Origin of the sequence: Klebsiella oxytoca (genome assembly GCF_009707385.1) — a bacterium.
Classification (GTDB): Bacteria; Pseudomonadota; Gammaproteobacteria; order Enterobacterales; family Enterobacteriaceae; genus Klebsiella; species Klebsiella oxytoca_C.
This window is the reverse complement of record NZ_CP046115.1, coordinates 1,864,985-1,878,633: the sequence shown is the minus strand read 5'-3', so window position 1 is coordinate 1,878,633 and position 13,649 is coordinate 1,864,985. Positions and strand designations below refer to the sequence as shown.

Here is a 13,649-nt window from a genome sequence, read left to right as displayed (position 1 = left end):
ATACCCGCCATACTTCAGGCTGTATATGCATTGGCTTCGTTACTCGGCTCACCCATGAGCCTCGCCCTGACGGGCCGCCGTTACACGGCGTTCAAATCTGTTCCGGACAGATTTGTCTCTCACCAGAGGCAGCCTTCAGCGGTTCCAATTGGTTGCCGATGAATTTATCCCTGCGTCGCCGCCTGCCTGCAACTCGAATGATTTAAGGTATAATAGGCGCTTTCGATGTTTGCCCGCAGGAGAAACCCATGGATTTTACCGCCGGACTGATGCCGCTCGACACAGCCCTGACCCAGATGCTCACTCGTATCACGCCGCTGAATGCGACGGAAACCGTACCGCTGTTGCAGGCCTTTTCGCGCGTCACCGCCCATGATCTGGTTTCACCGCTGAACGTTCCCGGTTTTGATAATTCAGCAATGGACGGCTACGCCGTACGTCTGGCGGATCTCACCGACCACGCCGCGCTGCCGGTGGCGGGCAAGGCCTTTGCCGGTCAACCCTTCAGCGGCGTCTGGCCAGCGGGTACCTGTATCCGCATTATGACCGGCGCGCCGGTGCCGGAAGGCTGCGACGCAGTGGTGATGCAGGAGCAAACCGAACAAACCGATAGCGGTATCCGTATTATCGCCCCGGTGAAAAGTGGACAAAATATCCGCCGTACCGGGGAAGATATCGCCCGGGGCGCGGTCGTCTTCCCTGCGGGAACCCGCCTGACCGTCGCCGAACTACCGGTTATCGCCTCGCTGGGCATTGCCGAGATTGACGTGGTGCGCAAGGTTCGCGTGGCGGTGTTCTCTACCGGCGATGAGCTGCAGCTACCGGGCAAACCGCTTGCTGACGGGCAAATTTACGATACTAACCGTCTGGCGGTGCATCTGATGCTGCAGGAGCTGGGCTGTGAAGTGATTAATCTCGGCGTTATTCCCGACGACCCGGCGCGACTACGCGAAGTCTTTATCGAGGCCGATCGGCAGGCTGACGTGGTGATTAGCTCCGGCGGCGTTTCCGTCGGCGAAGCGGACTACACCAAAGCGATCCTTGAAGAGCTGGGTGAAATCGGCTTCTGGAAGCTGGCGATTAAGCCGGGTAAACCTTTCGCTTTCGGCAAGCTCAGCCACAGCTGGTTCTGCGGCCTGCCGGGCAACCCGGTTTCCGCGACGCTGACCTTCTACCAGCTGGTTCAGCCGCTGCTGGCTAAGCTTTCCGGCAACGTTGGGCAAGCTCAGCCGATGCGCCTGCGCGTACGCGCCGCATCAAATCTGAAAAAATCGCCGGGCCGTCTCGATTTTCAACGCGGCGTGCTGCAACGTAACCCGGACGGCGAGCTGGTCGTGCGCAGTACCGGCCACCAGGGCTCGCATATCTTCAGTTCATTCAGCCTCGGGAACTGCTTTATTGTGCTGGAGCGCGAGCGCGGCAACGTGGAAGCGGGTGAATGGGTGGAAGTAGAGCCGTTTAATCATCTTTTCGGAGGGCTGTAATGGGCGTAGAGCTGAGCGATGAGGAGATGCTGCGCTATAACCGGCAAATTATTCTGCGCGATTTCGATTTTGACGGTCAGGAGCAGCTTAAAGCCTCGCGCGTGCTGGTCGTCGGCCTCGGCGGGCTGGGCTGCGCCGCCGCGCAGTATCTGGCGGCGGCAGGCGTCGGCCAGATTACCCTGCTCGATTTCGACATCGTCTCGCTCTCCAACCTTCAGCGCCAGACCCTGCACAGCGACGCCACCATCGGCCAGCCGAAGGTCGACTCCGCCCGCGCCGCGCTGGCCCGCATCAATCCGCACGTTCAGCTCGCGCCGTTAAACGCGCAGCTGGAAGAAGCAGCGCTATTTGCGCAGATCGCTGCCCACGATCTGGTGCTCGACTGTACCGACAACGTCGCTATTCGTAACCAGCTAAACGCCGGTTGTTTCCGCCATAAAACGCCGCTGGTCTCCGGCGCAGCGATACGGATGGAAGGGCAAATCAGCGTCTTTACGTATCAGGAGGATGAACCCTGCTACCGTTGCCTGAGCCGCCTGTTTGGTGAAAACGCCCTCACCTGCGTGGAAGCCGGGGTGATGGCGCCGCTGGTCGGCACCATTGGTTCACTCCAGGCAATGGAAGCCATTAAACTACTGACCCACTACGGCAGCCCGGCGACGGGTAAGATCGTGATGTACGACGCCATGCGCTGCCAGTTCCGCGAAATGAAGCTGCCGCGTAATCCTCACTGCGAGGTATGCGGTACGCTTTAGCCCTTTCCCGGCAGCAACGCTGCCGGATAATTTGTGACCTACCGCGATTTTTTCACCCTCACTCACCCCCCTCGCTCTGCTTGTTGATTTATATCAATACAACTTTCATTCGAAAGTAATTCAATCTTCATATGCAAAAAAGAGGGTGAATCATGATCTTCAACATTCAGCGTTACTCAACCCATGACGGCCCGGGGATCCGCACAGTCGTATTCCTGAAAGGGTGTTCACTGGGCTGCCGCTGGTGCCAGAACCCGGAAAGCCGCGCCCGCACGGCGGATTTGCTGTATGACTCTCGCCTGTGCCTGGACGGCTGCTATCTCTGCCAGCAGGCGGCTCCTGACGTTATCACCCGCAAGCTGGATGGCCTGATTATCCACCGCGAAAAGCTCACCGATGACCATATTGGCAAACTGCGCGACTGCTGCCCGACCACCGCTTTAACGGTATGCGGCGAAGAGAAAAGCGTCGAGGACATTATGGCCACGGTGCTGCGCGACAGGCCATTCTACGATCGCAGCGGCGGCGGCGTCACCCTCTCCGGCGGAGAGCCGTTTATGAATCCCGAGCTGGCCCGGCAGCTTTTTGAAGCCAGCCATCACGCGGGCGTCCACACCGCGGTCGAAACCTGTCTGCACGTACCGTGGAAATACGTCGAACCCTCTTTGCCTTTTATTGACCTGTTCCTCGCTGACCTTAAGCACGTTAACGAAGCGATTTTCCAGCAGTGGACGGACGGCAGCGCCCGCCGGGTGCTGGATAACCTACAGCGAGTTGCGCAGGCCGGGAAGAAAATCATCATTCGCGTTCCGCTGATCCAGGGTGTTAACGCTAACGAAAGCGATATTGCCGCTATTACCGATTTTGCCGCTGACCGTTTAAAGGTTAGCGAGATCCACTTCCTGCCGTACCACACGTTAGGAATGAATAAATACCAATTACTCAGTCAGCCCTATACCGCTCCGGATAAACCGCTTGCTGCACCCGAGCTGCTCGCCTTCGCGCAGCGCTATGCTCAGAGCAAAGGTTTAACGGCGACTCTACGAGGATAACCTTATGACAACGTTGAAACTGGATACTCTGAGCCCACGCATTCAGGCGCACAAAATGGCGCTGGTGCATATCGTCAAGCCGCCGGTCTGTACCGAGCGAGCCCAGCACTATACCGAAGCCTACCAGCAGCATCTGGACAAACCGATTCCGGTACGCCGCGCGCTGGCGCTGGCTCATCACCTTGCGCAACGGACCATCTGGATTAAGCACGATGAACTGATCGTCGGCAACCAGGCCAGCGAAGTTCGCGCGGCACCTATCTTCCCGGAATACACGGTAAGCTGGATTGAAAAAGAGATTGACGATCTCGCCGATCGTCCCGGCGCCGGTTTTGCCGTTAGCGAAGAGAACAAACGCGTGCTGCACGAAGTATGCCCATGGTGGCGCGGTCAAACCGTGCAGGATCGCTGCTACGGCATGTTCACCGACGAACAAAAAGCGCTGCTGGCTACCGGGATCATCAAAGCGGAAGGCAATATGACCTCCGGCGATGCCCATCTCGCGGTCAACTATCCGCTATTGCTGGAAAAAGGTCTTGACGGCATGCGGGCGAAAGTCGCCGAGCGCCGTTCACGCATTAACCTGACCGTACTGGAAGATTTGCACGGCGAGCAGTTCCTCAAAGCCATTGATATCGTTCTGGAAGCCGTGAGCGAACATAGCAAACGCTTTGCCGATCTGGCGCGCAGCATGGCGGCAACGGAGTCCCGAGAATCCCGCCGTGACGAGCTGCTGATGATTGCCGAAAACTGCGACATCATCGCCCACGAGCCGCCGAAAACCTTCTGGCAGGCGCTGCAGCTGTGCTATTTCATCCAGCTGATCCTGCAAATTGAATCCAACGGCCACTCGGTCTCTTTTGGCCGTATGGACCAGTACCTCTATCCGTACTACTGCCGCGACGTTGAGCTGGCGCAGTCTCTGGATCGCGAACACGCCATCGAACTGCTGCACTGCTGCTGGCTGAAACTGCTGGAGGTGAACAAAATTCGCTCCGGCTCGCACTCTAAAGCGTCCGCCGGTAGCCCGCTGTACCAGAACGTCACCATCGGCGGTCAGAATCTGGTGGACGGCAAAGCGCAGGACGCGGTGAATCCGCTCTCCTACGCGATTCTCGAATCCTGCGGTCGCCTGCGTTCGACGCAGCCCAACCTCAGCGTGCGCTACCACGCGGACATGAGCAACGACTTCCTCGACGCCTGCGTGCAGGTCATTCGCTGCGGCTTCGGGATGCCGGCGTTTAACAACGACGAAATCGTTATTCCTGAATTTATCAAACTCGGCATTGAGCCGCAGGACGCCTACGATTATGCCGCCATCGGCTGCATCGAAACCGCCGTTGGCGGTAAATGGGGCTACCGCTGCACCGGCATGAGCTTTATCAACTTTGCCCGCGTGATGCTGGCAACGCTGGAAGGCGGCCGCGATGCCACCAGCGGTCAGGTGTTCCTGCCGCAGGAGCACGCGTTGTCGAAAGGTAACTTCGACAATTTCGAACAGGTGCTGGCCGACTGGGATACGCAAATCCGCTACTACACGCGTAAATCAATTGAGATTGAGTACGTGGTCGACACCATGCTGGAAGAGAACGTGCACGATATTCTCTGCTCGGCGCTGGTTGATGACTGTATTGAACGCGCGAAGAGTATCAAGCAGGGCGGCGCAAAATATGACTGGGTTTCCGGCCTGCAGGTCGGTATCGCTAACCTCGGCAACAGCCTGGCGGCGGTGAAAAAACTGGTCTTCGATCAGGGCGTCATTGGTCAGCAAGAGCTGGCGAAAGCGCTGGCTGAGGACTTCGAAGGCCTGACCCATGAGCAGCTGCGCCAGCGCTTAATCAACGGCGCGCCGAAATACGGTAACGATGAAGATAGCGTTGACGTTCTGCTGGCTCGCGCCTACCAGACCTATATCGATGAGCTGAAGCTGTATCACAACCCGCGCTATGGCCGCGGCCCGATTGGCGGCAACTACTACGCCGGAACCTCGTCCATCTCCGCAAACGTGCCGTTTGGCGCTCAGACCATGGCAACGCCGGATGGCCGTAAAGCGCATTCACCGCTGGCGGAAGGCGCCAGCCCGGCCTCCGGTACCGACCATCTGGGGCCAACGGCGGTGATCAGCTCGGTGGGTAAACTGCCGACCGGTTCGATTCTTGGCGGCGTGCTGCTTAATCAGAAGCTGAACCCGGCTACGCTGGAGAACGAGTCGGATAAGCAGAAACTGATGGTGCTACTGCGCACCTTCTTCGAGGTGCACAAAGGCTGGCATATTCAGTACAACATCGTGTCGCGCGAGACGCTGCTGGAAGCAAAAAAACATCCTGACCAATATCGTGATTTAGTGGTCCGCGTGGCCGGATACTCGGCGTTCTTTACCGCCCTGTCGCCGGATGCCCAGGATGATATTATCGCCCGCACCGAGCACACGCTGTAAATAACATCCCCCGGCTTGCGCTGCGCTTAGCCGGGCTACAGGTTCGAAGCCGTTTGCGAGCCGATAGCCCGGGTAAGGCGTTTACGCCGCAACCCGGGGTTTTCTCCTGCACATAGGTGAACGCAAACTTTCATTCGAAATAAATTTGTGCTCGCCATCACATTGTAATTAGAATGTTACTGGTCGAAGTTAAGCCAGGAGCATTTGTTATGACCGTTAAAGTTATCGTCACCGATATGGACGGAACTTTTCTCAATGACGCCAAGCAGTACGATCGCTCGCGTTTTCTTGCGCAGTTTGCGCTGCTTCAGCAGCAGGGTATTGAATTCGTTGTCGCCAGCGGCAATCAGTACTATCAGCTAATCTCTTTTTTCCCGGAAATTCGCGACCACATCTCCTTTGTCGCCGAAAACGGCGCGCTGGTTTATGAACACGGTCAACAGCTGTTCCACGGTGAACTTACCCGTCATGAATCGCAGATAGTCATTGGCGAACTGCTCAAAGACCCGCAGCTCAACTTCGTCGCCTGCGGTCTCGAAAGCGCTTATATCAGCGATCGCGCGCCTGACGCCTTTGTCACGCTAATGTCAAAGCACTACCATCGCCTGCAGCGCATCAGTAACTACCATGACATCGACGATAAGCTGTTTAAGTTTTCCCTTAACCTGCCGGATAGCGAAATTCCGCAGCTTGTCGATAAACTGCACGTTGCGCTGGACGGCATCATGAAGCCGGTTACCAGCGGCTTTGGCTTCGTCGATTTGATTATCCCCGGCCTGCATAAAGCCAACGGCATTAGTCGCCTGCTTAAACGCTGGAATATCTCCCCGCAGGCGTGCGTAGCCATCGGCGACAGCGCGAACGACACGGAAATGCTCAAGCTGGTGAAATACTCTTTCGCCATGGCCAACGCCGCCGAAAGCATCAAGGCGGTGTCGCGCTATGCCACCGATGACAACAACCACGACGGCGCGCTGAACGTGGTTCAGGCCGTCCTCGACCACACCTCCCCGTTCGACGAGTAACGTCCCTCCGGGGTTTACCGCCCCGGATTTCAGTTTTGTGCACCTCCGCATAATTTTAAACTTGCATTAACTTTATTTTAACTTAAATTATCGTATGTAAGATTAATTACTTTCGAATGAAAGATGAGAGGTCATCATGGCTGTTACCCATACCTGTGAAACTTTACCCGCCGACCACAAAGCGGCAATTCGCCAGATTAAGCAGGAGCTGCGTACGCAAATTGGCGACGTGCAGGCGGTGTTCGATCGGCTGACGGCGCGTATTACCGCGCGTCTGGAAGAGATCGACGCCCTTAAATCCAGCGGTCAGGACGTGTGGCCGGTCATCCCGTTCAACGATATTGCCCGGGGTCAGGTCACGGATGCCCAGCGCGAGCTTATCAAGCGTCGCGGCTGCGCGGTGATCAAGGGGCACTTTTCGCGTGAACAGGCGCTGGCGTGGGATAACTCAATGCTGGAGTATCTCGATCTCAACCATTTCGATGACGTCTATAAAGGCCCGGGAGATACCTTCTTCGGCTCCCTTGAGGCTTCGCGCCCGGAGATCTATCCGATTTACTGGTCACAGGCGCAGATGCAGGCCCGCCAGAGCGATGAAATGGCCGCCGTGCAATCCTTCCTCAACCGCCTGTGGACGTTCAATCACGATGGCAAACAGTGGTTTAACCCGGATGTCAGCGTCATTTACCCGGACCGCATTCGCCGCCGCCCGCCGGGAACCACGTCGAAAGGTCTGGGCGCGCATACCGATTCCGGCGCCCTGGAGCGCTGGCTGCTGCCCGCTTATCAGAAAGTCTTTGCCAACGTGTTTAACGGCAATATTGAAGCTTACGACCCATGGGACGCGGCGCACCGCACTGAAGTAGAAGAGTATACCGTCGATAACACCACCAAATGTTCGGTATTCCGTACCTTCCAGGGCTGGACCGCGCTCTCCGATATGATCCCCGATCAGGGCCTACTGCACGTCGTACCGATCCCTGAAGCGATGGCTTACGTGCTGCTGCGCCCTCTGCTTGACGATGTGCCGGATGATGAACTTTGCGGCGTCGCGCCGGGCAAAGTGCTGCCGATTTCGGAAAAATGGCACCCGCTGCTGATGAAAGCCTTGAGCTCTATTCCGGCGCTGAATGCGGGCGATTCGGTATGGTGGCACTGTGACGTGATCCACTCGGTAGCGCCGGTGGAAAACCAGCAGGGGTGGGGTAACGTTATGTACATCCCCGCCGCGCCGATGTGTGAGAAAAACCTCGCCTACGCCCGGAAGGTCAAAGTGGCGCTGGAGCGCGGCGCTTCGCCGGGAGATTTCCCGCGTGAAGATTATGAAACCGACTGGGAGGGCCGTTTCACGCTGGATGATTTAAATATCCACGGTAAGCGCGCGCTGGGGATGGTTGACTAATCGTCATATAGCCCCCTGGGTTCCACGGCGGTACGGCGATTACCGGCACGTATCCGCCGTACCGAATCACGTACCGCCAGCGTGCCGTGCAGCAATAAGGAACCGTGCGGTGCATCAGGACGAATCAGCCTTTGCTGTAGCAGATGTACCGCCTCCACCCCCAACTCATCGCGCGGGACATGTACGGCGGTTAGCGGCACATCCTGAATCGCCGCCAGATTGAAGCCGTCTATACTCATAACGGAAATATCCTGCGGCACGCGTAAGCCACGTTTTTGCAAGGCGGCGATAGTCCCTGCCGCCATAAAATCACCGCCTACCAGAAATGCCGTTGGCAGCGGGCCCTCGCCGCGCTGATCCAGCCACTCGCCAACTTTTTTCTCGGTATCCCTGGCGCTGAAATTCGCGACGTCGATTAAATCCATGCTATCGACAAAGCGCAGATTCCGCGCGCGCCACGCCTGCTTGATCCCCAGCAAACGCAGCTCCATGGTATAGCGGCGCAGGCACATCACGGTCATGATCGCCTGGTGCCCCATCTCAAACAGATAGCGGGCGGCGAACTGGCCAATCAGCCGATGGTCCGGCGCGACGGAAGGGATGCGCATTCCCGCATCGTGACAGTTAATCATCACGCAGGGTTTCGCCAGATCGGCCGCCAGATCGTGAATATGCGGATCGTCAATACCCAGTAAAATCGCGGCCTGAGTCGATGCTTCGTGCATGCGCTGTAAAAACAAATTGGCATCGCTGTCATTCTCCTCCAGCGCGCAATAGCGCAGATGGACTTCATGTGGCATCAGCGCCGTATTGATGCTCTGAATAACGCGGTAGTAGTAAATATCCGTTCGCTCATCAAAAGCCCGCTGCGGGGCAAATACCACCAGATTATTAAGCAGCATCCTCCCTGCGGCGATACCGTCCATAACGCCCAGCTCGCGAGCGCAGTCCAGTACCTTCTGCCGCGCCTTCGCGCTGGTGTTTGCCTTACCCGCCAGCACCCGCGATACGGTACTGATCGACAGCCCTGTCCGCCCCGCGATTTCGCTGACTTTGAGTTTTTTATCCATTTTGTGATCGCGCTCTAATTTGTTAATGAAAAAATTTTCATATTCAGAATGTGAATATTTTTAAGCGAACTGGCGATGAATTACTGCGATCCCGATCGTTCCATGAAAAAATTTGCAGAATTGCCGCTATTGCCCATCCTCGTTCTCCCTTAGCCTGAATTGGTCCACCACCTTCCAAATTAGTCAACCAATGATGGTGGAACATAAACATGATCAAACAACGAAATTCAAACTTTTAGCGACAACTCAGCTACTGGGTTGGTCAATTTTCCCTACTACATGTCTCGTGGAGAGTTCTATGAGCCAAGGCCTCAACAATGATATGGCGGTAAGTAAGCCACGCCGTATAGTGAAGAATCTGCGCTGGTGGATGCTGGTGCTGTTTTTACTCGGCGTTACCGTTAACTACATCACACGCAATTCGCTGGGGATTATCGCCCCGGAATTAAAAACCTCTCTCGGCATTACTACCGAGCAGTACTCGTGGATAGTCGGCGCTTTTCAGCTGGCGTACACCATTTTCCAGCCGCTCTGCGGTTGGCTTATCGACGTGATTGGCCTCAAGCTCGGCTTTATGATCTGCGCTACGCTGTGGGCTATCGCCTGCATTGCCCACGCTGGCGCGGGGAGCTGGCTACACCTGGCGATTCTGCGCTTTTTCATGGGCGGCGCTGAAGCGGCGGCGACGCCCGCAAACGCCAAAACGTTAGGTGAATGGTTTCCAAAATCTGAACGTCCGATCGCGGCAGGCTGGGCCGGCGTCGGCTTCTCCGTCGGCGCGATGCTGGCGCCGCCGATTATCTACTTCGCACACGCTTCGTTCGGCTGGCAGGGCGCATTCATGTTCACCGGCGGGCTGGCGCTCTTATGGGTCGTGCTGTGGTGGGCGTTTTATCATAACCCGGATAAACACCCCAACCTCGGCAAAGCTGAGCTGGCGCTGATCCAGCAGGATAATGAAGCGCCAGCGGTCAAACTGCCCTTCTTTACCGCGCTGAAAACCGTATCCAAAAACAAGCGTTTCTACGGTATCGCCATTCCGGCCTTTATGGCGGAACCCGCCTGGGCGGTGCTGAGCTTCTGGGTACCGCTCTATCTGGCGAAAGAGCACGGGATGGATTTAAAGCAAATCGCTATGTTTGCCTGGCTACCGTTTCTGGCCGCCGACCTCGGCAGCGTCGCCAGCGGCTATCTGACCAGGCTGTATACCCGCTGGTTCGGCTGCTCGCGGGTGAACTCGGTGGTCGCCAGCTCCGTGACCGGCGCCTTCCTGATGATTTCGCTCGCCACCGTGGCGATTACCCGCGATCCCTATATCACCATCGTGCTGATTTCGATAGGCGGCTTCGGTCACCAGATTATCTCCTGCATGCTCAGCGCGCTGGTGGTGGAGTCGTTTGATAAAGGCCAGATGGCGACCGTCAACGGTATGCGCGGATCCGCCGCATGGATCGCCAGCTTCTTGTTCTCGTTATTAATTGGGGTCACCGCCGACAAGATCGGCTTCAACCCGCTATTTATTGCCATGGGGTTCTTTGACCTGGTTGGCGCGGTATTCCTGGTGGCATTTATTGCTGAACGTCGCGCAAAACGCGCCTGAGAGTGGATGTAAAAAATGAAGACTTTGAAAAACTGGACCTTGCACCAACGGCTGGATCACCTCGTTGAGCTCACCGTCGACGGCCAGCACACCCTGTGCCTGTACATTCTGGAAGAGAATATGTTTCGCGTGCTGCTGAAGCGGCACGGTCAGCTGGCGCTGAATCGAACCTGGAGCATCGCCCCGCAGCAGGATGTACCGTGGGAAGGACGCGCGCGCGAAGATTTAAGCGGCTTCAGCCTCCCCGCCTGGCAGCTTACCGAGCACGCCGACGCGTTGACTATCGCCACCGAACGGCTGCGCGTCACCGTTCATCAGCCGCTGTGGCTGGAATGGAGCTACCGTGATGAAGCCGGCGAATGGCAGCCACTGGCCAATGACCGCCCCACCAGCGCCTATCTGGCGAATGCGCACGGCGACGGCGTTGCCCACTACCTGAGCCGCCGTAAAGACGAACGCTTCTATGGCCTGGGTGAAAAGGCGGGCGATTTACAGCGTAACGGTAAACGCTACGAGATGCGTAATCTTGACGCCATGGGCTATAACGCGGTGAGCACCGACCCGCTGTACAAACATATTCCGTTTACTATCACGCAGCGCAGCGATATCAGCTACGGCCTGTTTTACGACAACCTGAGCAGCTGCTGGCTGGATCTCGGCAACGAAATCGACAACTATCATACCGCCTATCGCCGCTGGCAGGCGGAAGCGGGCGATATCGATTACTATCTGTTCACCGGTAAGCGCGTGCTGGATATCACCAAAGCGTTCGTTCGCCTGACCGGTAAAACGCTGTTTGGGCCGAAATGGAGCCTCGGCTACAGCGGTTCGACGATGCACTACACCGACGCGCCGGATGCGCAAAACCAGCTGATGAACTTCATCCGCCTGTGCGAGGAGCACGCCATCCCATGCGATTCGTTCCAGCTCTCATCCGGCTATACCTCGATTAACGGCAAGCGCTACGTCTTTAACTGGAACTACGACAAGGTGCCGCAGCCGAAGGTGATGAGCCAGGCGTTCCATGATGCCGGGCTGAAGCTCGCCGCCAATATTAAACCCTGCCTGCTGCAGGACCATCCGCGCTATAGCGAAGTCGCGGAACGCGGGCTGTTTATCCGTGATTCACAGGTCAATGCCCCGGAACGTTCCAGCTTCTGGGATGACGAAGGGTCGCACCTCGACTTTACCAACCCGCAGACCGTCGCCTGGTGGCAGGAAGGCGTGACAACCCAACTGCTGGAGATGGGCATCGACTCCACGTGGAACGATAATAACGAGTATGAAGTGTGGGACGGTGAGGCCCGCTGTTACGGATTTGGCGAGGAAATTGCCATTAAACATATCCGCCCGGTCATGCCGCTGCTTATGATGCGCGCGTCTCTGGAGGCGCAGCAGCGCTTTGCGCCGCACAAACGCCCGTATCTTATCTCCCGCTCCGGCTGCGCCGGGATGCAGCGCTACGTTCAGACCTGGAGCGGCGATAACCGTACCAACTGGGATACTCTGCGCTACAACACCCGAATGGGGCTGGGGATGAGCCTCTCCGGGCTATTCAACGTCGGCCACGATGTCGGCGGCTTCTCCGGCGATAAGCCGGACCCGGAGCTGTTCGTTCGCTGGGTACAGAACGGCGTTATGCATCCACGCTTTACCATTCACTCGTGGAATGACGATCAGACGGTCAATGAAGCCTGGATGTACCCGGAAATAACCCCGGCCATCCGTTCGGCCATTGAGCTGCGCTATCGTCTGCTGCCGTACCTCTATACCCTGCTCTGGCAGGCTCACGCCGACGATGAACCGATGCTGCGCCCAACCTTCCTCGATCACGAGCACGATCCGCAGACGTTTGTCGAATGCGATGACTTCATGCTGGGTCGCGATCTGCTGGTCGCCAGCGTCGTGGAACCCGGCGCGCGTCAGCGTCGCGTGTGGCTGCCGGCTAATCAGGACGGCTGGTACGACTATTACAACCACCAGTGGTTCGCGGGCGGTCAATGGGTCACCCTCGATGCGCCGCTGGAAAAACTGCCGCTGCTGGTTCGCGCCGGAGCTGGCCTGCCGCTCAGCGAACGCGTCAGCCACGTCAGCGCTGAAAAAGACGATACCCGCGAGCTGAAACTGTTCCCGCTGAAAGGCGTGGGCGCAACCAGCGGTCTGCTGTTTGAAGACGATGGCGAAAGCTGGGGCTATCAGAAAGGTCATGCGCTGTGGGTGGAATGGGAAATGGCGTGCGATAGCGCGACCATTAACCTCAAGGTGAACGCGCGCGGCGACTATCGGCCAGCGTGGAAAGCGCTGAAGGTGTCGTTACTGGCGGGAGAAAAACGCCGGCTGCTGGTAAATGGTGAAGAAAGGAGCGAGTGGCTGGTGTAGTGCGGACTGGAGCCCTCTCCCACCGGGAGAGGGCACAGGAGCAACAGACCTTTTTTGCGCTGTCGCCGGTAGCCTGGATAAGGCACAGCAACGCCTCCGGAGAATTCAGCCACTCTGCGCTCTGTTCCCGGGGGCGGCGCTTGACGCGCCTTGCCCGGGCTACAGTTTCACCATCGTCTGTGAGCCGGTTGCCCGGACAGATGCACAGCACAGGTTCAACGCAGCCTGCGATCCGGTAGCCCGGACAGATGCGCAGCATCGCCTCCGGGAAATTCAGCCACTTTGCGCTTAACTGGAGGTCTTCTGCACCCTGCTCCCGGGAGCGGCGCTTAACGCGCCTTGCCCGAGCTACAGGTTCATCGCCGTCTGTGGGCCGGTTGCCCGGACAGATGCACAGCACAGGTTCATCGCCGTCTGTGGGAGGTAGCCCGGATAAGGCGCAGCA

The 13,649-nt window shown here is 57.4% G+C and carries 9 protein-coding genes; 8 read left to right on the top strand and 1 reads right to left on the bottom strand.

Annotated features, from left to right (window positions below):
• Positions 1–248 precede the first annotated feature (248 nt).
• The 6 genes from moeA (at position 249) to GJ746_RS08670 (ending at position 8,155) form a co-directional block, all read left to right on the top strand.
• Positions 249–1,484, top strand: coding sequence for a molybdopterin molybdotransferase MoeA (moeA, locus tag GJ746_RS08695; RefSeq protein WP_154679834.1), 1,236 nt, complete (start codon positions 249–251; stop codon positions 1,482–1,484).
• Positions 1,484–2,239: a molybdopterin-synthase adenylyltransferase MoeB gene (moeB, locus tag GJ746_RS08690; protein ID WP_154679833.1), complete on the top strand. Its 756-nt coding sequence runs from the start codon at positions 1,484–1,486 to the stop codon at positions 2,237–2,239. Before moeA ends, moeB begins: the two co-directional genes overlap by 1 nt.
• Before the next feature lie 152 nt (positions 2,240–2,391).
• Positions 2,392–3,291: a glycyl-radical enzyme activating protein gene (locus tag GJ746_RS08685; protein WP_154679832.1), complete on the top strand. Its 900-nt coding sequence runs from the start codon at positions 2,392–2,394 to the stop codon at positions 3,289–3,291.
• A 4-nt stretch (positions 3,292–3,295) separates the two neighbouring features.
• Positions 3,296–5,728: a formate C-acetyltransferase/glycerol dehydratase family glycyl radical enzyme gene (locus GJ746_RS08680; RefSeq protein WP_154679831.1), complete on the top strand. Its 2,433-nt coding sequence runs from the start codon at positions 3,296–3,298 to the stop codon at positions 5,726–5,728.
• Positions 5,729–5,937: 209 nt separating this feature from the next.
• Positions 5,938–6,753: a Cof-type HAD-IIB family hydrolase gene (locus tag GJ746_RS08675; protein ID WP_154679830.1), complete on the top strand. Its 816-nt coding sequence runs from the start codon at positions 5,938–5,940 to the stop codon at positions 6,751–6,753.
• Between the two features lie 136 nt (positions 6,754–6,889).
• Positions 6,890–8,155 carry a DUF1479 domain-containing protein gene (locus GJ746_RS08670; protein ID WP_154679829.1) on the top strand — a complete coding sequence of 422 codons (1,266 nt, stop codon included), beginning with the start codon at positions 6,890–6,892 and terminating at the stop codon, positions 8,153–8,155.
• Here the strand turns inward: GJ746_RS08670 and GJ746_RS08665 are convergent.
• Positions 8,152–9,225 carry a LacI family DNA-binding transcriptional regulator gene (locus GJ746_RS08665; protein ID WP_154679828.1) on the bottom strand — a complete coding sequence of 358 codons (1,074 nt, stop codon included), beginning with the start codon at positions 9,223–9,225 and terminating at the stop codon, positions 8,152–8,154. The genes GJ746_RS08670 and GJ746_RS08665 overlap by 4 nt on opposite strands.
• Positions 9,226–9,523: 298 nt before the next feature.
• On the opposite strand from GJ746_RS08665, the gene GJ746_RS08660 reads away from it, so the two are divergent.
• Positions 9,524–10,825 (top strand): MFS transporter, encoded by a 1,302-nt coding sequence (locus tag GJ746_RS08660; RefSeq protein ID WP_154679827.1) that lies wholly within the window; start codon positions 9,524–9,526, stop codon positions 10,823–10,825.
• 15 nt (positions 10,826–10,840) lie between these two features.
• Positions 10,841–13,204, top strand: a complete 2,364-nt coding sequence (locus GJ746_RS08655; protein WP_154679826.1) for a TIM-barrel domain-containing protein — start codon at positions 10,841–10,843, stop codon at positions 13,202–13,204.
• Positions 13,205–13,649 lie beyond the last annotated feature (445 nt).